The organism is Pseudomonas sp. GW821-FHT05D12 (assembly GCF_059419825.1).
Genome location: NZ_JBWKSN010000005.1, coordinates 1 through 23,572 on the forward strand (window position 1 = coordinate 1; position 23,572 = coordinate 23,572).

The 23,572-nt window shown below is 60.7% G+C and carries 22 protein-coding genes; 20 read left to right on the forward strand and 2 right to left on the reverse strand.

Annotation, left to right across the window (positions count from 1 at the left end):
- Window positions 1-387 precede the first annotated feature (387 nt).
- Window positions 388-1,608: a CaiB/BaiF CoA transferase family protein gene (locus AC07SI_RS10305; RefSeq protein WP_495005683.1), complete on the reverse strand. Its 1,221-nt coding sequence runs from the start codon at window positions 1,606-1,608 to the stop codon at window positions 388-390.
- 13 nt (window positions 1,609-1,621) lie between these two features.
- Entirely contained in the window at window positions 1,622-2,803 is a 1,182-nt protein-coding gene (locus AC07SI_RS10310) for an acyl-CoA dehydrogenase (RefSeq protein ID WP_495005684.1), read from the reverse strand.
- A gap of 157 nt (window positions 2,804-2,960) precedes the next feature.
- Between AC07SI_RS10310 and AC07SI_RS10315 the strand changes: the two genes are divergently transcribed.
- From AC07SI_RS10315 to AC07SI_RS10410, 20 genes are all read left to right on the forward strand, one after another.
- A complete protein-coding gene (locus AC07SI_RS10315; RefSeq protein WP_065902881.1) occupies window positions 2,961-3,860 on the forward strand; it encodes a LysR family transcriptional regulator in 900 nt (299 codons plus the stop codon).
- Window positions 3,861-4,312: 452 nt separating this feature from the next.
- On the forward strand, window positions 4,313-5,434 hold the full coding sequence (locus AC07SI_RS10320) for a Re/Si-specific NAD(P)(+) transhydrogenase subunit alpha (RefSeq protein WP_201146276.1): 1,122 nt from the start codon (window positions 4,313-4,315) through the stop codon (window positions 5,432-5,434).
- Between the two features lie 14 nt (window positions 5,435-5,448).
- Window positions 5,449-5,769 carry an NAD(P) transhydrogenase subunit alpha part 2 gene (locus AC07SI_RS10325; RefSeq protein ID WP_003187417.1) on the forward strand — a complete coding sequence of 107 codons (321 nt, stop codon included), beginning with the start codon at window positions 5,449-5,451 and terminating at the stop codon, window positions 5,767-5,769.
- Window positions 5,769-7,205: an NAD(P)(+) transhydrogenase (Re/Si-specific) subunit beta gene (locus tag AC07SI_RS10330; protein ID WP_495005685.1), complete on the forward strand. Its 1,437-nt coding sequence runs from the start codon at window positions 5,769-5,771 to the stop codon at window positions 7,203-7,205. The genes AC07SI_RS10325 and AC07SI_RS10330 overlap by 1 nt, the downstream gene beginning before the upstream one ends.
- Window positions 7,206-7,439: 234 nt before the next feature.
- Complete coding sequence (gene scpC, locus AC07SI_RS10335; protein ID WP_065902871.1) at window positions 7,440-8,933, forward strand: succinyl-CoA:acetate CoA-transferase ScpC; 1,494 nt, start codon at window positions 7,440-7,442, stop codon at window positions 8,931-8,933.
- A gap of 318 nt (window positions 8,934-9,251) precedes the next feature.
- Window positions 9,252-9,467 carry a DUF1127 domain-containing protein gene (locus AC07SI_RS10340; RefSeq protein WP_003187413.1) on the forward strand — a complete coding sequence of 72 codons (216 nt, stop codon included), beginning with the start codon at window positions 9,252-9,254 and terminating at the stop codon, window positions 9,465-9,467.
- Window positions 9,468-9,730: 263 nt separating this feature from the next.
- Window positions 9,731-9,916 carry a DUF1127 domain-containing protein gene (locus tag AC07SI_RS10345; RefSeq protein ID WP_106805523.1) on the forward strand — a complete coding sequence of 62 codons (186 nt, stop codon included), beginning with the start codon at window positions 9,731-9,733 and terminating at the stop codon, window positions 9,914-9,916.
- Between the two features lie 135 nt (window positions 9,917-10,051).
- On the forward strand, window positions 10,052-10,372 hold the full coding sequence (locus AC07SI_RS10350; RefSeq protein WP_495005686.1) for a DUF2388 domain-containing protein: 321 nt from the start codon (window positions 10,052-10,054) through the stop codon (window positions 10,370-10,372).
- Window positions 10,373-10,475: 103 nt separating this feature from the next.
- Window positions 10,476-10,784 (forward strand): DUF2388 domain-containing protein, encoded by a 309-nt coding sequence (locus AC07SI_RS10355; RefSeq protein WP_495005687.1) that lies wholly within the window; start codon window positions 10,476-10,478, stop codon window positions 10,782-10,784.
- Between the two features lie 26 nt (window positions 10,785-10,810).
- On the forward strand, window positions 10,811-11,131 hold the full coding sequence (locus AC07SI_RS10360) for a DUF2388 domain-containing protein (protein WP_065902866.1): 321 nt from the start codon (window positions 10,811-10,813) through the stop codon (window positions 11,129-11,131).
- A complete protein-coding gene (locus AC07SI_RS10365; protein WP_495005688.1) occupies window positions 11,128-13,089 on the forward strand; it encodes a DUF7844 domain-containing protein in 1,962 nt (653 codons plus the stop codon). Before AC07SI_RS10360 ends, AC07SI_RS10365 begins: the two co-directional genes overlap by 4 nt.
- A gap of 315 nt (window positions 13,090-13,404) precedes the next feature.
- A complete protein-coding gene (locus tag AC07SI_RS10370) occupies window positions 13,405-14,712 on the forward strand; it encodes a CitMHS family transporter (RefSeq protein WP_065902853.1) in 1,308 nt (435 codons plus the stop codon).
- Window positions 14,713-14,776: 64 nt separating this feature from the next.
- Window positions 14,777-15,544 (forward strand): TerC family protein, encoded by a 768-nt coding sequence (locus AC07SI_RS10375; protein ID WP_014716354.1) that lies wholly within the window; start codon window positions 14,777-14,779, stop codon window positions 15,542-15,544.
- Window positions 15,545-15,754: 210 nt separating this feature from the next.
- Window positions 15,755-17,413 (forward strand): Na/Pi cotransporter family protein, encoded by a 1,659-nt coding sequence (locus AC07SI_RS10380; RefSeq protein WP_065902852.1) that lies wholly within the window; start codon window positions 15,755-15,757, stop codon window positions 17,411-17,413.
- Window positions 17,414-17,470: 57 nt separating this feature from the next.
- On the forward strand, window positions 17,471-18,853 hold the full coding sequence (locus AC07SI_RS10385; protein WP_120447340.1) for a M16 family metallopeptidase: 1,383 nt from the start codon (window positions 17,471-17,473) through the stop codon (window positions 18,851-18,853).
- Window positions 18,854-18,925: 72 nt separating this feature from the next.
- Complete coding sequence (locus tag AC07SI_RS10390) at window positions 18,926-19,957, forward strand: DUF5924 family protein (protein WP_120447339.1); 1,032 nt, start codon at window positions 18,926-18,928, stop codon at window positions 19,955-19,957.
- Between the two features lie 54 nt (window positions 19,958-20,011).
- The gene (locus tag AC07SI_RS10395) at window positions 20,012-21,160 is read left to right on the forward strand and encodes an ABC transporter permease (RefSeq protein ID WP_065902846.1); all 1,149 of its coding nucleotides are present in this window, start codon (window positions 20,012-20,014) and stop codon (window positions 21,158-21,160) included.
- Window positions 21,157-21,960 (forward strand): ABC transporter ATP-binding protein, encoded by an 804-nt coding sequence (locus AC07SI_RS10400; protein WP_065902844.1) that lies wholly within the window; start codon window positions 21,157-21,159, stop codon window positions 21,958-21,960. The genes AC07SI_RS10395 and AC07SI_RS10400 overlap by 4 nt, the downstream gene beginning before the upstream one ends.
- A 1-nt stretch (window position 21,961) precedes the next feature.
- Complete coding sequence (locus tag AC07SI_RS10405; protein WP_065902843.1) at window positions 21,962-22,900, forward strand: MlaD family protein; 939 nt, start codon at window positions 21,962-21,964, stop codon at window positions 22,898-22,900.
- Window positions 22,897-23,508 (forward strand): ABC-type transport auxiliary lipoprotein family protein, encoded by a 612-nt coding sequence (locus AC07SI_RS10410; RefSeq protein WP_495005689.1) that lies wholly within the window; start codon window positions 22,897-22,899, stop codon window positions 23,506-23,508. Before AC07SI_RS10405 ends, AC07SI_RS10410 begins: the two co-directional genes overlap by 4 nt.
- The last annotated feature ends 64 nt before the right edge of the window (window positions 23,509-23,572 follow it).

Below are 23,572 nucleotides of genomic sequence, written 5' to 3' on the forward strand. Positions count from 1 at the left end.
CTTTCGAAGATTTCTTCAACAACTTCAACCACTTGCGCTTCCGATCTCTCGTTAGCGGGAGGCGAATTCTACAGCGTTACACGCTGCTGTCAACACCTCTTTTTCTCCGCTTTCGACCGAGAAGATCGAAACGTTAATAGAGCCAAACAACTCTGCTCTACCAACTCCTTCTGGGCTTCGATGAACTGAAGCAAGTCGCTGTCGAATCTAGCGTAACTCTTTGTTTACCAAGGAGTTTTCCGTTTCGACTGCGCCGGAAGTGGGGCGAATTATAGACTTCCAGAATCTGCCGTCAACCCTTAATTTTGCTTTTCTATCAATTAGTTATGATTGGTTAAAAAACCATCAATAAAGCAACACTCGGCCTCTATTATAGAAGGCAAGACCCTAGATAACGCCTGCCTCCTTCAACGCCGCGATATTCACCACCCCCAATCCCAATACATCCCTCAACACCTGCGCCGTATGCTCTCCTAATAGAGGGGGCGCGCTTCGGTACTCGACAGGCGTCTTGGATAACCGGATTGGGCTGGCAACCTGAGGCACCATCCCCGCCAAGGCATGGGGCAGGGCAATCGCCAATCCACGCGCCTGGACCTGAGGGTCGGCAAACACCTGGGCCAAATCATTGATAGGCCCACAAGGCACACCTACCTGTTCTAACAATGACACCCACTCGGCCGTGGTCTTGAAGACCGTAACCTGGCGAATCAACGGAATCAGCTCTGCGCGATTGGCCACTCGCATCGTGTTAGTCGCGAAACGCGGATCGTCCGCCCACTGCGGCTGCCCTGCCACGTCCGCAAACTTACGAAACTGGCCGTCATTACCTACCGTCAGGATGAAGTCCCCATCAGCCGTAGGAAAATCCTGGTAAGGCACGATATTCGGATGAGCATTGCCAAGGCGCTTGGGCGACACACCCGTCGCCAGGTAATTCATGGCCTGGTTAGCCAGGCAAGCCACCTGCACATCCAGCAACGCCATATCGATATGCTGGCCGCCGCCGTCATGATCCCGGTGAGCCAGCGCTGCGAGGATCGCCACCGTGGAGTAGAGCCCCGTGAGAATGTCGGTCAACGCCACACCCACCTTCACCGGCCCAGCGCCTTCATCACCTTCAGGCCGACCCGTCAGGCTCATCAGCCCACCCAGGCCCTGGATCATGAAGTCATAACCGGCGCGAGACGCATAGGGGCCCGTCTGGCCAAAGCCCGTAATCGAGCAATAGATCAGCTCCGGATTGATCTCCTTGAGCGACGCATAGTCCAGCCCGTACGCCGCCAGCCCGCCGACCTTGAAATTCTCGATCAGGATGTCGGACTTGGCAGCCAGGTCACGCACCAGCTTCTGCCCGTCCGGCTGCGTGAAGTCGATGGTCACCGACTCCTTGTTGCGATTGGCAGCCAGGTAGTACGCCGCCTCACTGGTGTTTTCACCATAGGCATCCTTAAGGAAGGGCGGCCCCCACGCGCGCGTGTCGTCCCCATTACCCGGCCGCTCGACCTTGATCACCTCGGCCCCAAGGTCCGCAAGAATCTGACCGGCCCAGGGGCCTGCCAGTACTCGTGATAAATCCAGTACCCGCAAATGCGAAAGCGCGCCCATGCCCATGCTCCTATTAATAGAAAGCCTGGAGACCGGTTTGCGCGCGCCCCAGAATCAAGGCGTGCACATCATGGGTACCTTCGTAGGTGTTCACCACCTCCAGGTTGACCAGGTGCCGCGCCACACCAAATTCATCGGAGATGCCGTTACCGCCCAACATGTCCCGCGCCATGCGGGCGATGTCCAGGGACTTGCCGCACGAATTGCGCTTCATGATCGAAGTGATCTCGACCGCCGCAGTGCCTTCATCCTTCATCCGCCCCAGCCGCAGGCACCCTTGCAGGGCCAGCGTGATTTCGGTCTGCATGTCGGCCAGCTTCTTCTGGATCAATTGCGTGGCCGCCAACGGACGGCCGAACTGCTGACGATCCAGGGTGTATTGGCGCGCGGTGTGCCAGCAGAACTCGGCAGCCCCCAGCGCGCCCCACGAGATGCCATAGCGTGCAGAGTTCAGGCACGTGAAAGGCCCCTTCAATCCGCGCACATCCGGGAAGATGTTCTCTTCCGGCACAAACACGTTGTCCATGACGATCTCGCCGGTGATGGATGCCCGCAGCCCGACCTTGCCGTGAATCGCAGGAGCGCTGAGACCTTTCCAGCCCTTCTCCAGGACGAACCCACGAATATCGCCGGCGTCGTCCTTGCCCCACACCACAAACACATCGGCGATCGGGCTATTGGTGATCCACATCTTGGCGCCGGTCACGCTGTAGCCGCCGTCCACTTTGCGTGCACGGGTAATCATCGCGCCCGGGTCAGAACCGTGGTTAGGCTCTGTCAGACCAAAGCAGCCGATCCATTCGCCGGAGGCCAGCTTCGGCAGATACTTCTGTTTTTGTGCCTCGGTACCGAACTCATTGATCGGCACCATGACCAGGGAGGATTGCACACTCATCATCGAGCGATACCCGGAGTCGACCCGCTCGACTTCGCGAGCAATCAACCCGTAGCTGACGTAGTTCAAGCCACTGCCACCGTACTGCTCGGGAATCATCGCGCCCAACAGGCCGGTTTCGCCCATCTCGCGGAAGATCGCAGGGTCGGTCTTTTCATGGCGGAAGGCTTCGAGTACGCGGGGCGCCAACTTGTCCTGGGCGAATTGTTCAGCACTGTCACGCACCATGCGCTCTTCTTCGGTGAGCTGTTGATCCAGCAGCAGTGGATCGATCCAGTTGAAGCTTGCCTTACCAGCCATGAATGAGTCCTCGCAGGGAAAAACAGAAGTCGTGCATGGAGCCTAGGCCGAGCGAACGCTTAGGGCAAACGAGGTTTCCGCATAGGGTTGTGCTAATTTCTCACTCCGAAGCAGCCGAGAAGGGCGCAGACGCGCTTTATAAGTGAGGACTAGGTACATGCGCAGAAAAATACCCAGCACTACCGCACTGGTCAGCTTTGAGGCCGCAGCCCGCCACGAGAGCTTCACCAAGGCAGCGCACGAACTTTCCATCACCCAAGGCGCCATCTGCCGACAGATCGCCAGCCTTGAGGAGTTTTTAAGTGTCGAGCTGTTTCGACGCTCTCGACGCGGGGTCAAACTGACGGAGGCAGGGCTTTCGTACAGCCGCCGCGTCGCCACGCAGCTGGATGCCGTGGAGCGCGACACCTTGTCCGTGATGGGCCAGCAGGGCGCCAATGTCATCGAGCTGGCCGTGGTGCCCACCTTTGGCACTCAGTGGCTGATACCGCGCCTCAAGGATTTCCAACGCCAACACCCGGAAGTCACGGTTAACCTGACCAACCGCACGCGCCCCTTTCTGTTTGCCGACACCGAATTCGACGCTGCGATCTACTTTGGAGATGCTGACTGGTCGGGTACCGAATCCCACAGACTGATGGGAGAAAACCCTGTCCCCGTGTGCAGCCCGCGCCTGATGGGCCATCGCACACATTTCAGCCCCCAGGAGATCGCAGAACTGCCATTGCTGCAGCAGACCACTAGACCCTATGCCTGGCGGCAGTGGTTCAACGCGCAACAACTGAACATACCCCGCGACATGACAGGACCGCGTTACGAGCTATTCTCGATGTTGTCGCAGGCAGCCATGCATGACATGGGTATCGCGCTGATCCCGCCTTTCCTTATCCAGCGCGAGCTGAAAGAGCAGCATCTAGTGATTGCGAGTCCTGAGGCCCTGAGTAGCTCGAAGGCTTATTACTTGATGATTCCGGAGAGAAAAGTCGAATCCGCATCGTTGCATGCATTCAGGGACTGGTTAGTCGATCAGTCACAACGCTACAGCCCAAGCCTTTAAAGGCCTAAAGCCCATAGCTGACTTTGTAGTCAATTAATTTAAAGACCTACAGATATACGTATATGTCGCTTTTAAGCAGACTGTACGGTTCTGCCAAAAACAAGGCTCAAAGCCATGATTTTCATGGCTTGTGGCGACTATCGCGGGCTCATACCTGACTATTCACACCGGCCATCGAAAAAGTCCCAACAAATGCCTGCACCCCTTTAAACACCTGTATTTAAAGAGGTTATTCAGGCGCATTGCGACAATCAGTCACAGGGTGACTTGTAGTTAATTTTTCGTCACCCGTCATAATCCCTTGAAGGCCGTAAAGTTCGCCTGCAAAATGCCGCGCCCCGCTGTCATTTCAGCGGGATCGTGCTGATCGGCCGCCCCAGTTGCGCCACTCACGGTGCACTGGCCTTTTTACAAAAAGATCAAAAGCAAAAAGATCATGCAGGAGATTTGACGTGCACATTGGTGTTCCTCTCGAAACCCAGACCGGTGAAACGCGGGTGGCTGCCACCCCGGAAACCATCAAGAAGCTGATCGGCCAGGGCCATAAGGTCACTGTTCAAAGCGGTGCAGGCCTCAACGCCAGCATCGTCGACAGTGCCTATGAAACGGCAGGCGCAACCATTGGCAGCGTCGGCGATGCGTTTGGCGCCGAGCTGATTCTCAAGGTGGTGGCTCCCAGCGATAGCGAACTGGCGCTGATCAAAAGCGGCACCGTGTTGGTGGGCATGCTCAATCCGTTCAGCAACGAAACCATCGCCAAGCTGGCCGGGCAGGGCATCACTGCCTTTGCACTGGAAGCCGCGCCGCGTACCTCACGGGCTCAGAGCCTCGACGTGCTGTCGTCCCAGGCCAACATTGCCGGTTACAAGGCCGTCTTGCTCGCCGCCCATCACTACCCGCGCTTCATGCCAATGCTGATGACGGCCGCCGGTACGGTAAAAGCCGCACGCGTGTTGATCCTCGGCGCTGGTGTCGCAGGCCTGCAGGCCATTGCCACGGCGAAACGCCTGGGTGCGGTGATCGAAGCATCCGACGTACGCCCGGCGGTGAAAGAGCAGATCGAATCCCTCGGCGCCAAGTTCGTCGACGTGCCTTACGAAACCGATGAAGAACGCGAATGCGCCGTCGGCGTCGGCGGTTACGCCCGCCCCATGCCCACCAGCTGGATGCAGCGCCAAGCCTTGGCCGTGCATGAGCGCGCCAAGCAGGCCGACATCGTCATTACCACCGCGCTGATCCCCGGCCGCAAGGCACCGACCTTGCTCAGCGCCGAAACCGTCGCGCAGATGAAACCCGGCTCAGTGGTCATCGACCTCGCGGCGGCACAGGGCGGCAACTGCCCGCTGACGGTCGCCGATCAGGTCGTGGTCGAAAACGGCGTGATCATCTGTGGCCCGACCAACCTCGCCGGTGCCGTCGCCGCCGACGCGTCTGCCTTGTACGCACGCAACCTGCTGGACTTCCTGAAGCTGGTCTTCACTAAGGAAGGGCAGTTTGAAATCAACCTCGAAGACGACATCGTCGCCGCGTGCCTGATGTGCCGCGACGGCCAAGTCATCCGCAAAAACGCCTAACAGGGATTCAGACGATGGAAGAGCTTATCTCCCCCGGTATCTACAACCTGATCATCTTTGTGCTGGCGATTTATGTCGGTTACCACGTGGTCTGGAACGTCACGCCCGCGCTGCACACGCCGTTGATGGCGGTGACCAACGCGATTTCGGCGATCGTGATCGTCGGCGCCATGCTTGCTGCCGCGCTGACCGTAACCCCGCTGGGCAAGACCATGGGCACATTGGCCGTGGCCTTGGCAGCCGTTAACGTGTTCGGCGGTTTCCTGGTGACGCGCAGGATGCTGGAGATGTTCAAGAAGAAAGCCCCGAAAGTAAAAGAAGAGGCGCCGAAGTAATGAGCATGAATCTGGTCACGACGCTCTACCTGATCGCGTCGATCTGCTTTATCCAGGCCCTCAAGGGCTTGTCACACCCAACCACCTCTCGGCGGGGCAACCTGTTCGGCATGCTTGGCATGGCGCTGGCGGTACTCACCACCGTGGGCCTCATCTATAAGCTCGGTGCCGAGCTGGCCACTGCCGGTATCGGCTACGTGATCGTTGGCCTGCTGGTCGGCGGCACCGCTGGCTCGATCATGGCCAAGCGCGTGGAAATGACCAAGATGCCGGAGCTGGTGGCGTTCATGCACAGCATGATCGGCCTGGCCGCGGTGTTTATCGCGATTGCTGCCGTGGTCGAACCGCAATCCCTGGGCATCGTCAAACACCTGGGCGACTCGATCCCGGCGGGTAACCGTCTGGAGCTGTTCCTCGGCGCAGCCATCGGTGCGATTACCTTCTCCGGTTCGGTGATTGCGTTCGGCAAGCTCTCCGGCAAGTACAAGTTCCGCCTGTTCCAGGGCGCACCGGTACAGTTTGGTGGCCAGCACAAGCTGAACCTGGTGCTCGGCCTGATGACCCTCGGCCTGGGCCTGGCGTTCATGTTCACCGGCAACCTCACGGCCTTCGCGTTGATGCTGGCCCTGGCCTTTGTGCTCGGCGTGCTGATCATCATCCCGATCGGCGGCGCGGACATGCCGGTCGTGGTGTCGATGCTCAACAGCTATTCCGGCTGGGCAGCAGCGGGGATCGGCTTCTCGCTGAACAACTCGATGCTGATCATCGCCGGCTCGCTGGTAGGTTCGTCCGGCGCGATCCTGTCGTACATCATGTGCAAGGCGATGAACCGCTCCTTCTTTAATGTACTGCTCGGAGGTTTCGGCAATGCGCCGGATGCCGGTGCTGCAGCCGGTACTAAAGAAGCGCGCCCAGTTAAGTCCGGCTCGGCTGATGACGCGACTTTCCTGCTGACCAACGCCGACACGGTGATCATCGTTCCAGGCTACGGCCTGGCGGTGGCCCGGGCACAACACGCGCTCAAGGAGCTGACCGAGAAGCTCACCCACCATGGCGTGACCGTGAAGTACGCGATCCACCCGGTGGCAGGCCGCATGCCTGGCCACATGAACGTACTGCTCGCCGAGGCCGAAGTGCCTTACGACCAGGTGTTCGAAATGGAAGACATCAACTCCGAGTTCGGCCAGGCCGACGTGGTGCTGGTGCTCGGCGCGAACGACGTGGTCAACCCGGCCGCCAAGAACGATCCGAACTCGCCGATTGCTGGCATGCCGATCCTGGAAGCGTTCAAGGCCAAGACCATCATCGTCAACAAGCGCTCGATGGCCAGTGGTTACGCCGGCCTGGACAACGAGTTGTTCTATCTGGACAAGACCATGATGGTCTTTGGTGATGCCAAGAAGGTCATCGAAGACATGGTCAAAGCCGTCGAATAACACTGCGCCAGCGCAATACCCGAAACCCTGGCCTCCCGTAGGCTGGGGTTTTTTCGTTCCAATGCCCTGCGTGGGAATGCAGCCAGGGATGCTCTGCGTCCCGCTTTGCGCACTCACATGAAACCCGACCAAAGGCTCTAAATCGCCGCCTGGCATTCGACCATGGTAGCGGGCCGAAATTTTTTGAAATCACTACACTGCCCACCTTGCTTCCGTAGCCTGAGATAACAATTCATGTACCGTGATCGTATCCGCTTGCCTTCGTTGTTGAACAAGGTCATGAGCGCGGCAGACGCCGCCGCACTGATCGAGGACGGCATGACCGTCGGCATGAGCGGCTTCACCCGCGCCGGTGAAGCCAAGGCCGTCCCCCACGCCCTGGCCGAACGCGCCAAGACTTCGCCGCTGAAAATCACCCTGATGACCGGCGCCAGCCTGGGCAATGACCTGGACAAGCAACTGACCGAGGCCGGTGTGCTGTCGCGACGCATGCCGTTCCAGGTCGACAGCACCCTGCGCAAGGCGATCAACGCCGGCCAGGTGATGTTTATCGACCAGCATCTGTCAGAAACCGTCGAGCAACTGCGCAACAACCAGCTCAAGCTGCCGGACATCGCCGTGATCGAAGCCGTCGCGATCACCGAACAAGGGCATATCGTGCCCACCACGTCGGTCGGCAACTCGGCCAGCTTCGCGATTTTCGCCAAGCAAGTGATCGTCGAGATCAACCTGGCACACAACCCGAACCTGGAAGGGTTGCACGACATTTATATCCCGACGTACCGGCCTACCCGCACCCCGATTCCATTGGTCAAGGTCGACGACCGTATCGGCAGCACGGCGATCCCGATCCCGCCGGAAAAGATCGTCGCGATTGTGATCACCAACCAGGCCGACTCCGCCTCAACGGTAACGCCGCCTGATGCCGACACCCAGGGTATCGCCAATCACCTGATCAACTTCCTGAAGCAGGAAGTGGACGCCGGTCGCATGACCAACAAGCTTGGCCCGCTGCAGGCCGGGATCGGCAACATCGCCAACGCGGTGATGTGCGGCCTGATCGAGTCGCCATTCGAAGACCTGACCATGTATTCGGAAGTGTTGCAGGACTCGACGTTCGACCTGATCGACGCCGGCAAGCTGAGTTTCGCCTCGGGCAGTTCGATCACGCTGTCGGAGCGGCGCAATGCCGATGTGTTCGGCAACCTGGAACACTACAAGGACAAACTGGTGCTGCGCCCGCAGGAAATCTCCAACCACCCGGAAGTGGTACGGCGCCTGGGCATCATCGGCATCAACACGGCGCTGGAGTTCGATATCTACGGCAACGTCAACTCCACCCACGTCTGCGGCACGCGGATGATGAACGGCATTGGCGGCTCCGGGGATTTCGCGCGCAACGCGCACCTGGCGATTTTCGTCACCAAGTCGATTGCCAAGGGCGGCGCGATTTCCAGCGTGGTGCCGATGGTCAGTCACGTGGACCACACCGAGCACGACGTCGATATCCTGGTAACCGAGGTCGGGCTCGCCGACCTGCGTGGCCTCGCGCCCCGCGAGCGCGCGCGGGTGATCATCGACAATTGCGTGCACCCGGCCTATCGCGATGCGCTGAACAGTTACTTCGAATCCGCGTGCGCCATCGGTGGCCACACTCCGCACATCCTGCGCGAAGCACTGAGTTGGCACATCAACCTCGAAGAAACCGGACATATGCTCAAGGCTTGATTGATACAGATTCGAGCTGATGCAAACACAGTTTCATCAGCTCGATGAACCGACCGACCTTTTTTGAAAAAACTGTACTGCTGTACCGGTCATTTCCTACCGAAATCTCCTACGATTATCGACAAAACTGCCAATTTCGCACCATTTCAGTGCGGACAGGTACAGTTGCCCCATTTCCGTACAGTACAGCACCCTTAAACAGTTAACTGGCCCCTCACAATACAGGTGAACTGTATCTAGAGAGTCTTGCGCCGGAGGAGGATCATTGGCATCAGTTAAACCACTACCTAATCCCGCCACAAGCGGAAGGATGTCATCATGGAACGTACACTCAGTTCCGAACTGTTCTTCGAAGAAAAAGCTGTAAACACCCAGGCCTCCCTGCCTTTGCGCGTTCTCGCCAACCTGATGTTGTGGCAGCGCCGCATCTCCAGCCGCCACCAACTGGCTCGTCTGGATTCGCGTCTGCTGGCTGACGCCGGTATCAGCGAAGCTCAACGCTACGAAGAGCTGAGCAAGCCGTTCTGGCGCTGATTGGCGCCCGCTGGCCCTGACCCCACGGGTCCACTGTCAGCACTCTGATTTGTCAAAACAAAGCCCGCCCCGGGTAACCGGAGGCGGGCTTTGTTGTTTCCGGGATTCCCGTTTTGAGGCGCTAAAACAGAAGGCCTTTGCAGGGACAGGTACAGTTTAATAATTATAACAATTAAGCAGTACAATTTAGTCTGGGTGTATCTGTATCGGTCACAGCCTCTCGCCCAACATGGTGTTCCAGGACCTCATCAAAGGCACCCACCATGGCTACGCGCACCTCTCTTTGTAAGCATCTATTACGCCGTACCGCCTGTGTACTGACCAAGTGGGCGCGTCACGCATACGAAAGACGCCAACTGGCCCAACTCGATCCTCGTGAACTGTCCGACTCCGGCATCAGCCATGGAGACCGAATGGCCGAGCTCTCCAAGCCGTTCTGGCGTGACTAGGCAGTCAAGACGCTACCCGAACGGATAAACGGCGGCTTAATATCCGCTCACCACGTGGCGAACACTTTAGGACGGGCGTCTGATCCCAACAGCTGTCCTGCGCCACTTTATTCGTTCATCTACAGGAGTCACCCCATGTCCCGTCTTCGCCTGCTGAGTGCTGCTGCCGTGTTGGCCCTGGCTGCCAACGCCCACGCGACCAGCTTCATCGTGACCACCGACTCCATCGTCGGTGCACTGAAGGCCACCTCGGATGCCAGCTCCGATGCCACTTCGTCCCTGCGCGACAACAAGGTCGTGCGCGCCGCCCGCGACGACGCCGCCAGCTTTGTTGCCAGTGAAGGCGCCATCCGTGGCGTGAAGCTGGAGAGCGCCCTGGCCCAGATCCGCCAACAGGCCCCGCAATTGAATTCCGCGACTGACGCACAACTGGCCCAGGCCATCCTGGCTATCTGATTAAGCTGACACAGGGAGCGCCCGCCGCTCCTTGGTGCCGCCGTACTGGCTCTCGCCCGGGCATTGCGCTAGCCTTGGCGCTCGTTTTCAGTTGTCGAGTCCCATGGCTTTTTCATACCGCCTGTTAATAGTCCCTGTGTTGTTTTCCATCGGTTGGTCGCCAATGGTCTCGGCCTTTGACCTGACCACCCAGAGCACCGTCGCGAGCGCCTACGCCACCAGCAAGGTGACCTCTGCGCCCTTCGACAGAAAAGTAGTCATGGCCGCCCAGGATGATGCAGCCGCTTTCATCGCCACTGACGGCCAATGGCGGGGGGCACGCCTGGAATCAGCGCTGAATTATCTGCGCCGCGCCCAACCAAAACTTAACGCCAGCGACCTTGAACTGGCGCAAGCAATTCTCGTCCAATAATCATCTTTGTATTTCGGAGTCATTCCATGCGTAGCCCGCTGATCGCCGCCACCCTTGGCCTGCTGTTGTTGGCCGACGTTGCCCAGGCGCATACCCTGGTGGCCACCAGTAACATCATTGTTCGCGCCTCTGGCCGCACCATTGATTTCACGTCGGACACCACCACTTCCATCCGCGACTCCAAAGTCGTGCGTGAAGCCCACGATGACGCGGCAAGTTTCGTCGCCACCAACGGCGAGATTCGCGGCGCGCAGCTGGAAGCGGCGTTCGACACCCTGCGAACCCGCGTGCCGGAAGCCCGCGATGCCAGTGACCAGACCCTCGCCGAAGCTATCCTCGCACTGTGAGGCGACTCGTCGCCTGGCTCCTGGCCGGGGCTGTGCTGCTGTGTGCCAGCGCAGCCCAGGCCAGCCTGCAACTGCAGCTCAAGACCGATGGCTTGAGCCCAGCCGAACAGCAGGCCAGCCAGGCATTGCTCGATGAAGCGATGCGCTCCTTGCCGCCACGTTTTATCGAGCAGCTGGACCGGCGCATCGATGTCGGCTGGACCGACAAGATGCCCGAAAACGCCTACGGCCAGGCCTCCCTGGTGTCCGAGCTGGACCTCAACCGCAACCTGCTCGCCAGCCTGACCGACGGCAGCGCCGCCACCCAGAAAACCAACCGCCCCCACGGCACTGTGCGCCGGGAAATGCTCGCCACCGTGCTGCATGAACTCACCCACATCTATGACCGTGCGCGCCTGTGGTCCAAGGACGAGCGCGCGCTGATCCAGCGTTGCAGCCGCCAGAACAACATCACCGGCCTGATCGGCCTGCCGGATCAATGCCGGGGCCAGAATGACCGGCGCTTCACCCTCAGCGATGACCCGCGCCTGCTGGATCTCGCCGGCTGGCCGCAATACGTCGGCCGTCGCGGCGAACGCGAACAGCACAACCGCCAGGTCGCGCGCAGCCCGGACATCTACGAAACCACCAGCCCGCTGGAATTCGTCGCGGTCAACATGGAGTACTTCCTCCTCGACCCAAGCTACGCCTGCCGGCGCCCCGCGCTGTTCCGCTATTACAAGGAACACTTCGGCTGGGCGCCACCCGAACAGGACACCTGCGCCAAGACCTACGCATTCCTCAACGCCGGCAACGATTTTGCCAAGACCCCACTGGGCCAGGTTGATCCGGAACGGGTCTACGAAATCGACTACCTGCTGGCCGAAGCCAACCAGAACCTGGTGAGCCGCTGGGGGCACAGCATGCTGCGCCTGGTGATCTGCGCGCCCGGCCGCCCGCGTGGCCCGGATTGCCGGCTCGACCTGGATCAGCATTTGGTGTTGTCCTACCGGGCCTTCGTGGGTGACGTACAGCTGTCGAGCTGGGACGGCCTGGTGGGCAAGTATCCGTCTCGCCTGTTTGTGTTGCCGCTGGCCCAGGTGATTGACGAATACACCAAGACCGAGCTGCGTGGCCTGGCCTCCGTGCCGTTGAAACTCAGCCGCCAAGAGATCAACGACACCGTCGAGCATGCCGCTGAAATGCACTGGAGTTATGACGGCAACTACTATTTCCTGTCCAACAACTGCGCGGTCGAAAGCCTGAAACTGTTGCGCAGTGGCAGTGCCAACCCGCAGCTGACCGGCCTGGACAACATCACTCCCAACGGCCTGCTGGAAGTGCTGCAGGCGCGTGGCCTGGCCGATACCAGCGTGTTGAATGACAAACGCGAGGCCATGCGCCTTGGGTATCACTTCGACTCCTTCCGCGAACGCTACCAGGCGATGTTCGACGTGTTGCGCAAGCACCTGCCGATCAAGCAGACCCAGGTCGAAGACTGGCTGTCCCTGAGTGCCGAGGAGCGCCGCCAGTGGTTTGCCCAGGCTGACCTGCGTACCAGCGCCGCCCTGTTGCTGCTGGAGCAAGCGAGCTTTCGCAAACAGTTGATGCTGGCCCAGGACGAAGTCAAACAACGTTATCTCGGCGCCCGCGAACTCAAGAATGGCGGCATGGAGAAAGCCAACGCCACGCTGCAACAGATTCTCGCCAACAGTGGCTTCCTCAGCCGCCCGGCAGAACTGCTCGGCACTGGCGGCTACGGCCTGCCGCAACCGTCGGAGTCCAAGCGCCTGGAGTCGGAAAGCGCCGAGCGCCAGAAACAGCTGCAATCACTCACCGGCGAGCTGGATAAAGAGGTGAGGGCGCTGCTGGAGCCTTCCCGCGCAGCTGAAATTGCCGCCTGTGAAGCCAACCTCAAGCAGGTCGGCGAACATTTGCGAGCGCTGCATAAAGCAGCGGGCGGCCTGGAACTGCCCTGACAGCTTCACGGCAAACACCCTTCAAATGTGGGATCTGGCTTGCCAGCTCCCACATTGGCGCTGTGTAAATCTGACGACCGTGTATCTACCCTCCATCAACTGTTTGCCCAGCGAAAGCTGGCTGAAAGCTTCCCCGTCTAGGATCGCCCCCACTGCCGGCAACAGACCGGCTGTTAACAACAACAATGGTGATTCCCGATGTCCGCTCGTACCCGCCTGTTCGCCCCGACTCCACCCGTAAGCCACGTGCCTTTCGTTCTGCGCTGACCCACCCGGTTCGCCATTCCCTAGCCGCGCTACGCCTGGAGTATTCCTATGCTGACTTTCCTTGGCTTTGCCATGGTCATCACGTTCATGTTCCTGATCATGACCAAGCGCCTGTCCGCGCTGATCGCCTTGATCATCGTGCCTATCCTGTTCGCGCTGTTCGGCGGCTTTGCGCCGGAGATCGGCCCGATGATGCTCGCGGGCATCACCAAACTCGCGCCGACCGGCGTGATGCTGATGTTCGCCATCCTCTACTTTGCCCTGATGATCGACTCCGGCCTGTTCGACCCGGCCGTGCGCAAGATCCTCCAGATGGTCAAGGGCGACCCGCTGAAAGTCTCCGTGGGCACCGCCGTGCTGGCCCTGGTCGTGTCGCTGGACGGTGACGGCGCCACCACTTACATGATCTGCGTGGCCGCCATGCTGCCGCTGTACCAGCGCATCGGCATGAGCCCGCGGATCATGGCAGGCCTGATCATCCTCGCCGGTGGCGTGATGAACATGACGCCCTGGGGTGGCCCGACCGCCCGCGCCGCCAGTGCGCTGCATGTGGACCCTTCGGATATTTTCGTTCCGATGATCCCGGCCATGGCCGCCGGTGTGATCGCGATCCTGGTGATCGCCTACATGTACGGCAAGCGCGAGCGTGCACGCCTGGGCGAACTGCACCTGCAAGGGGACGAGATCGACCACAGCGAAATCAGCGTGTCGCAATACCCTGACGCCCGCCGTCCGAAGCTGATCTGGTTCAACGGCGCGCTGACTTTTGCCCTGATGTGCACCCTGATCGCCGGCCTGCTGCCATTGCCGGTCCTGTTCATGGTGGCGTTCAGTATCGCGATGATCGTCAACTATCCGTGCCTGCAAATGCAGAAAGACCGCGTCGCCGCCCACGCCGGCAGCGTATTGGCAGTGGTCGGGCTGATCTTCGCCGCGGGTATCTTCACCGGCATCCTCTCCGGCACCGGCATGGTCGATGCGATGTCCAAGAGCCTGCTGGCCGTCATCCCCGATGCCATGGGCCCTTACCTGGCGGTGATCACCGCACTGGTGAGCATGCCGTTTACCTTCTTCATGTCCAACGATGCGTTCTACTACGGCGTACTGCCGGTGCTGGCCGAAGCCGCCAGTCATTACGGCATCACCGCCGTGGAGATGGCGCGTGCCTCTATCGTTGGCCAACCCGTGCACTTGCTCAGTCCGCTCGTACCGTCGACCTACCTGTTGGTGGCGTTGGCCGGTATCGAATTTGGCGATCACCAGCGCTTCACCCTCAAGTGGGCAGTACTGGTATGCCTGTGCATAATGTTCGCCGCGTTGCTGATGGGGATTTTTCCGCTGTTCAGCACTCTATAATCGTACCGACTCACCGCGCGGCGCTGCAGCTTGCGCGGTTTAACACTTGCTCAAAGGAATACACATGGAATGGCTGACCAATCCGGAAATCTGGATTGCCTTCTTCACCCTGACGGCCCTCGAGATCGTCCTGGGCATCGATAACATCATCATGATTTCGATCCTGGTCAGCCGCATGCCCAAGCATATGCAAGCGCGCACCCGGATCTTCGGCCTGGCCCTGGCCATGGTCACGCGCATCCTGCTGTTGCTGTCGATCACCTGGGTCATGCAACTTACCGCCGACCTGTTCGTGGTATTCGGCCAGGGCATTTCCGGGCGCGACCTGATCCTGTTCTTCGGTGGCCTGTTCCTGCTGTGGAAAAGCTCCCAGGAGATGTACCACGCCCTGGAAGGTGAAGATGAAACCCACGACGAGCCGAAGGGCGCCGGTGGTAAGTTCATCTACACCATCATCCAGATCGCCATCATCGACATCGTGTTCTCCCTGGACTCGGTGATCACCGCCGTCGGCATGGTCTCGCACGTGCCGGTGATGGTGGCGGCGATCGTGGTCGCGGTGCTGGTGATGATGCTGGCGGCCGGCACCATCAGCGAATTCATCGACAAGCACCCGTCGCTGAAAATGCTCGCGCTGTCGTTCCTGCTGGTAGTGGGTACCGTGCTGATCGCCGAATCCTTCGACGTGCACGTGCCAAAAGGCTACGTCTACTTCGCCATGGCGTTCTCGCTGGCGGTGGAAGCGGTGAACATCAAGATGCGCACTGCCATCGCGAAAAAGAAGAAACAGCAGGATCCTGTGAAACTGCGCAAGGACATTCCGGGTCAATAAACCTGACCCGCTGCTGAAAAGGGGCTTTCGAGCCCCTTTTTTCCCTCTGCAAAAAGCTGATTTCATGACAGTTTTATTTCAATCACGACTTTAGCTATGCGATGCTGGCGCACAGCCCATTCGCCAACTACAGCTTAAGTACAAGACGTAGAGCGGCACGCGGCAATTCTCATTTGCTCTTTTTGAGCTAACCCACACGGGGGGCCGAGCATGCTGACCTTGCTCAATCTGCTTTCCGCCGTGACCCTGCTTATCTGGGGCACGCATATCGTCCGTACCGGCATCCTGCGGGTCTACGGCTCTAACTTGCGCCAAGTCATCGGGCAGAACATGTCCAAGCGCTGGCTGGCGTTTGTCGCTGGCATCCTGGTGACCGCCATGGTGCAGAGCAGCAACGCCACCGCGATGCTGGTGACTTCTTTCGTGGGCCAGGGCCTGATGGGCTTGATGCCCGCGCTCGCGACCATGCTCGGCGCCGATGTCGGTACCGCGCTGATGGCGCGGGTGCTGACGTTTGACCTGTCATGGCTGTCGCCGCTGCTGATCTTTCTCGGGGTGATCTTCTTCCTGTCACGCAAACAGACGCGGGCAGGGCAGTTGGGCCGTGTAGGCATTGGCCTCGGGCTGATCATTCTCGCGCTGCAGCTGATCGTTGAGGCCGCCGGGCCGATTACGCATGCCCAGGGTGTGAAAGTGCTGTTCGCCTCGCTGACCGGCGACATCCTGCTCGATGCCCTGGTCGGCGCTTTGTTCGCGATGATTTCCTACTCCAGCCTGGCGGCCGTGTTGCTGACCGCGACTCTCGCCGGCGCCGGCGTGATCGGCCTGCACGTGGCCATCGGCCTGGTGATCGGCGCCAACATCGGCAGTGGTGTGCTGGCCTTCCTCAGTACCAGCATGCAGAACGCCGCCGGTCGCCAGGTAGCGCTGGGCAGCCTGTTGTACAAATTGATCGGCCTGCTGCTGATCATCCCGGTACTCGACCCGCTCGTACTGTGGATGGACGGCCTGGACTACAGCGCCCAGGGCATGGTCATCACCTTCCACCTGCTCTACAACGTCAGCCGCTGCCTGATCCTGCTGCCGAGCATCGGCCCGATGTCGCGCTTGTGCGCCTGGCTGCTGCCGGAGCGCGAGGAGGTCAATGGCACGGCCAAGCCGCGTCACCTCGACCTCGCCGCGCTCACCACCCCCAGCCTGGCACTGGCCAACGCCGCACGCGAAACCCTGCGCCTGGGCGACCTGATCGACAACATGCTCACCGCCATGCAGGAAGTGCTGCGCGGCAAGCAGACCGCCATTACCCAGGAGATGCGCAGCCTCAGCGACGACGTCGAGTCGCTCTACAGCGCGATCAAGCTCTACCTGGCGCAAATGCCGCGCGAGGATCTCAGTGAGCAGGACAGCCGCCGCTGGGCCGAGATCATCGAGCTGTCGATCAACCTGAAACTGGCCGGCGACCTGATCGAACGCATGCTGCGCAAAGTCCAGCAGCAGAAAACCTCGCAACGCCGGCAGTTTTCGGAGGTCGGCCTGGAAGAACTCAGCGGCCTGCACAGCCAGTTGATCGCCAACCTGCGCCTGGGCCTGTCGGTGTTCCTCAGCGCCGACCCGGAAAGCGCTCGCCAACTGCTGCGCGAAAAGCGCCGTTTCCGCGCCCAGGAACGACGCCTGGCCCACGCCCATGTCAGCCGCCTGCAACGCAAAGTCGTACAAAGCCTGGAGACCAGTTCCCTGCACCTGGAGCTGATTGCTGACATGAAGCGTCTGAACTCGTTGTTTTGCAGCAGTGCTTATGTAGTGTTGGAAACGTCCGACACCGGCGCGCTCTCCGCCGAAGATATTGCCGACATCACGCATTCACCCTGAACGGATGATGGCGCGTGAAGTCAGTTAAAACTGACCTCACACGCCAGGAAGCTTGTTATGCGTCGCCTGTTATTCGCTTGCCTGCTCATGGGTTCCGCCCATGCCTTTGCCTTTGACCGCCTGCAAGTCGAGGGCTACACCTTGCCCAATGGCCTGCAATTGCTGCTCAAGCCGGGCACCGAGCGCGGGCACGTGGCGATCCGACTGGTGGTCGGTGTAGGCCTGGATGACTTCAGTTGCGAAGACAAGGAACTGCCGCACCTGCTCGAACACTTGCTGTTCAGCGGCCTCGACGGCGGCGGTGAAGGCGAACTGGAAGACCGCATGCAGGCCCTGGGCGGCGAGTGGAACGCCTACACCAGCAATGCCGACACCACCTTCGTGATCGAAGCCCCCGCGCAAAACCAGCGCAAGGTGCTCGACCTGCTGCTGGCGATCATCACCCGCACCGAACTGACCGACGCCAACATCCAGGCAGCCAAGCAGGTGGTGGAGCGCGAGGACGGTGGTCATTACTCACACCTGCAACGCCTGCTCGACCGCCAGGACCTGGGCCACACCGCCAGCAATCAACTGGCCGTCGAACTGGGGCTCAAATGTGCCGAACGCGCCGAGGTCAATCAGCTGACTCGCGACCAGTTGGAGAACCTGCGCAAAAACTGGTACGCGCCCAACAACATGACGCTGATCATCGTCGGCGACCTCGACAAACTGCTGCCCGCCTACCTGGAGCGCACTTACGGCCAACTTGAGCCGGTGGAGCCCAGCGAGCATCTGGCGCTGCCGGACATCCAGCACGCCGCCGCCAGCCATCGCGAGCTGATCCACGGTTGGGTCGGCGACAGCGCCAAGCTGCACTGGCTGTTCCCCGAGCCGGTGCTGGATGACCAGCATGATGAAACCTATGACCTGCTCAAGGACTACCTCGACTGGGCGCTGTACCGCCAACTACGGCTCAAGCACGCCTTGTCCTACGGCCCATGGAGCGAGCGCGAAGTGCTCGGCGGCGTCGGTTTCCTCAGCCTGAATGCCGACCTCGAGCGAGAAAATCTCCCCGAAGCTGAACACGTGCTGCAAGCGCTCAAGGCGCAACTGCTCAAGGACGGCCTCGACCCCGCCGTGTTCAGTCGCCTCCAGCAGGCCGCCGTCGCCCGCCAGGCCTGGGCCGTGCAGGGCAACAGCGCCTTGGCCGATTATTACTGGAGCGCCTCGGGCGATTACCACAATGGGCACTTCAGCGACCCGGTCAAACGGATCAAGGCCGTGAGCCTGGACCAGACCAACCAGGCGATGCGCGAGGTCTTCAAGCAACCGGGCTACTGGCGCATCGAGAAGCCGCTGCTGAGCTACGACATGCTCAGCTGGATCGGTGCCGGCCTGCTCGGGCTGATCGCCATTGTGTTGATCGGCGTGCGGGTTTATCGCAAACGAGTCGCGTAATGAGGCACCGAACCCAGGGCTAAGACGTTATTCTGTCTGGGATTTTTTCCTACAAAGACTGCGAACTGCCGAATGCCAAACCTGACCCGTCTTATCCAGCGCGTCCTCGAACTGATGAAGCGCTACCCAGGGGTGATTGCACTCGGCGGGTTTATCTCGGGTGTGTGCAGCTTCATCCTGGTGGATCGCCAGCAGGGCATGGCCAGCTGGATCGCAGTGATCATGCTGGTGAGCTGGCTGTGGTTGATGCTCGAAAACAGCTTTACCCAGCTGTTCACCAAAGTCTTCAAGCGCGAAATCCCCGAACCCCTGCTGCGCTACGCGACCCAGATGATCCACCAGGAAAGTCTGTTTTTTGTGCTGCCGTTCTTTTTCGTCACCACCGCCTGGAACAGCGGACAGTCGGTGTTCACTGGCCTGCTCGGCGCTGCAGCGCTGGTGTCGATCACCGACCCGCTCTACTACAAGTGGCTGGCGCCCAAGCGCTCGCTGTTCCTGGCATTGCACACCCTGACCTTGTTCGCCGCGCTGCTCACCGCGCTGCCGATCATCCTGCACCTGACCACCGCCGAAAGTTACAAGCTCGCCCTCGGCGTGGCCATGGCGTTGTCGATTCCAAGCCTGGCGGTAAGCCTGCCGCTGCGTAGCCTCAAGGGCTGGGCGATGCTGCTGGGGGTCACCGCCGCTATCGGCTGCGCCGGTTGGTTCCTGCGCAGTTGGGTGCCGCCGGCCACCCTGTGGATGACCGAAGTCGCCATCAGCACACAGTTGCAAGACCGCACGCCGGGTGACGATCTCAAACAAGTCACCGCCGCCCAGCTGCGCAGCGGCGGGCTGTACGCCTACACGGCGATCAATGCGCCGCGCGGGCTGGATGAGCGCATCTACCATGTGTGGAAATTCAATGGCAAAGAAGTCGACCGCATCGCCCTGGATATCCACGGCGGGCGCAAGGAAGGCTATCGCGCCTGGACCCATAAGCAGAATTTCCCGGCTGACGCGGTAGGCCGCTGGCAAGTGCAGGTGCTGACCGAGGACGGGCAAGTGATCGGCGTCCTGCGCTTCAAAGTGGCGGACGCAGCACAAACGGACAACCCAAAGTAGGCCGGATCGTGCTATTACGTAGCAATTGTGGATAGCCAGACAAGCTCGGAGCTTATGACCAGCAGCACAACGGCCGGCGCCGCCCATCTCGATACGTCTACCGCCCCTCCGTTACTCAGGATTACGGGGGACTGGACGCTTGCCCACTACGCCAGCCTGAAAAAGCTTTCCGACAAACTCGACGGCCAATACGACGCCGGCGCGCGCATTGACCTCAACGGCCTCGGCGCCCTGGATACTGCCGGTGCCTCGCTTCTGGTGGAGCTGCTGGGGCCCGACCGCATCGAGCAATCCGCCGAACAGACCGACTGCAGCCTCAGCGCTGCCGACCGCGCGCTGCTCAAGACCGTCTACCGCTCCCTCAATGACTTTTGTGTGCCAGACAAAGCCCCGGAAGAAACCGCCGGCATCCAGGTGCTGGCGCGTATCGGGCGCGCGGTGGACACGGTCTGGCAGGACAGCAAGAAACTACTGGGCTTCATCGGCCTGATCCTCGAAACCTTCGCCCGCGGCATCTTCCGGCCCAAGCGCTGGCGCCTGACGCCGATGGTTGCGCACCTCGAACAGGTCGGCCTCGACGCCGCCCCCATCGTCGCCTTGCTCACCTTTCTGGTCGGCGCCGTGGTGGCGTTCCTTGGGGCCACGGTCCTCAAGAGTTTTGGCGCGACGATTTTCACCGTAGACTTGGTGGCGTTCTCGTTCCTGCGCGAATTCGGCGTGCTGCTCACCGCGATCCTGATTGCCGGCCGCACCGCCAGTGCCTTTACCGCACAAATCGGCTCGATGAAGGCCAACGAGGAAATCGATGCGATCCGCACCCTCGGCCTCGACCCAATGGAGCTGCTGGTGTTGCCACGGGTACTGGCGCTGCTGGTGGCACTGCCGATGCTGACGTTCCTGGCAATGCTCTCGGGCATCGTCGGCGGCGGCGTGGTGTGCGCGGTGGCCCTGGATATTTCGCCGGCGATGTTCCTCTCGCTGCTGCAATCGGACATTGGCGTGCAGCACTTCCTGGTGGGTATGGTCAAGGCGCCGATCTTCGCCTTCCTGATTGCCGCCATCGGTTGCCTGGAAGGCTTCAAGGTCAGCGGCAGCGCCGAATCGGTCGGCGCCCACACCACCTCCAGCGTGGTGCAATCGATCTTCGTGGTGATCGTGCTGGATGCGGTCGCCGCGCTGTTCTTCATGGAGATGGGCTGGTGAGTCGTCTACACCGTGCGCCCGCCGAGGCGGTGATTGAGGTGCGTGGCCTGTGCAATCGCTTTGGCAAACAGAGCGTGCACGAGAACCTCGACCTGGACTTGTACAAGGGCGAGATCCTCGCGGTGGTCGGCGGCTCCGGCAGCGGCAAGTCGGTGCTCTTGCGCAGCATCGTCGGCCTGCGGCGCCCCAGCGCGGGCGAGGTGCGGGTATTCGGCAAGAACCTGCCGAGCTTGTCGGAACACGAGCGCTCGCAGGTGGAACGGCGCTTCGGTGTGCTGTTCCAGAAAGGCGCGCTGTTTTCCTCGCTGACCGTGACCGAGAACGTCGCGCTGCCGTTGATCGAACACGCCGGCCTCAGCCGCGCCGATGCCGAGCACCTGGCTGCCGTCAAGCTGGCCCTGGCCGGGCTGCCGCTGTCGGCGGCCGACAAATACCCGGCGTCGCTGTCCGGCGGCATGATCAAGCGCGCCGCCCTGGCCCGCGCGCTGGCGCTGGACCCGGACATCCTGTTTCTCGACGAACCCACCGCCGGCCTCGATCCGATCGGCGCGGCGCAATTCGACCAACTGATCCTGACCCTGCGCGATGCGCTGGGCCTGAGCGTGTTCCTGGTCACCCATGACCTCGACACGCTGTACACCATCACCGACCGCGTGGCGGTGCTGGCGCAGAAGAAAGTGCTGGTGGCCGATGCCATCGATGTCGTCTCGGAAACGGACGACGCCTGGATTCACGAATACTTCCACGGCCCCCGGGGCCGCGCGGCATTGGATGCCGCTCAACCGCTCAACGAGGTATGACATGGAAACCCGAGCCCATCATGTGATGATCGGTCTGTTCAGCGTGATCGTGGTGGTCGGCGCGATGCTGTTTGGCCTGTGGCTGGCCAAGTCCAGCGTCGATACGGCCTTCCAGGATTACGAAGTGATCTTCAACGAGGCGGTCAGCGGCCTGTCCCAGGGCAGTTCGGTGCAATACAGCGGGATCAAGGTCGGCGATGTGATCAGCCTGCGCCTGGACCCCAACGACCCGCGCCGGGTGCTGGCGCGCATCCGCCTGGCCGGCCAGACGCCGATCAAGGAAGACACGCAGGCGAAGCTCGCCCTGACCGGCATCACCGGCACCTCGATCATCCAGCTCAGCGGGGGCACGCCACAAAGCCCGGAACTCAAGGGCAAGGACGGCAACCTGCCGGAGATTATCGCTTCGCCATCGCCGATTGCCCGCCTGCTGAATAACAGCAACGACCTGATGACCAGCATCAATCTCCTGCTGCACAACGCCAATCACATGTTCTCGCGGGAGAACGTCGAACGCCTGAGCAACACCCTGGACAATCTGCAGCAAACCACCGGCGCCATCGCCGACCAGCGCGGCGATATCAAGGTGGTGATGCAGCAACTGATGCAGGTGAGCAAGCAGGCCAGCGCCGCGCTCGAGCAAACCACCACGCTGATGCGCAACGCCAACGGCCTGCTCAACGACCAAGGCAAACAGGCCTTCGGCAGCGCCGAGCAGGCGATGAAATCCCTGGAGCAAAGCACCGCGACCATCAACACCTTGCTGACCAACAACAAGGACTCGGTGAACAGCGGCATGCAGGGCCTCAACGAACTGGCGCCGGCCGTGCGCGAACTGCGTGAGACCCTCGGCTCGCTGCGTGCCATCTCTCGCCGCCTGGAAGCCAACCCCAGCGGCTACCTGCTGGGCAGCGACAAGAACAAGGAGTTCACGCCATGAAGCGTGCTTACCAACTGATCATTCCCGTGGCCCTGGCGCTGGTCAGCGCATGCTCGATATTGCCCAAGGCCGACCCTTCGGACGTGTACCGCCTGGCCTCGAGCCAGACCGCGAGCCAGGGCACCCCGGTGAGCTGGTCGCTGCGCGTGAACAAGCCGCAGACCAGCGAATTCCTCGACAGCCCGCGCATTGCCGTGGTGCCCAATGGCGACCTGATCAGCAGCTACGCCAACTCACGCTGGAGCGATCCGTCGCCGGTGCTGCTGCGCAATCGCTTCATGGATGGTTTCCAGCGGGATGGCCGAGTGACGCTGCTGAGTACCGACGACACCAACTTGCAGTCCGACTATGAGTTGGGCGGGCAATTGCTGGCGTTCCAGAGTGAATATCGCGGCAATGCGGTGGAGGTGGTGATACGCCTCGACGCACGCCTGGTACGCGGCAGTGACCAGCGCATTATTGCCAGCCGCCGCTTTGAGATTCACCAGCCGGTAAGCGACACCAAGGTGTCGGCGGTGGTGGCCGGGTTTGGGCAGGCGGGGGATCAGTTGAACAAGCAGGTGGTGGATTGGGTGGTGCAGCAGGGCAATGCAGCTCCTAAACGCTGAGAGCCTCTTCGCGGGCAAGCCCGCTCCCACCATTTGAACGGTGAATACATTCTGAGTGGGAGCC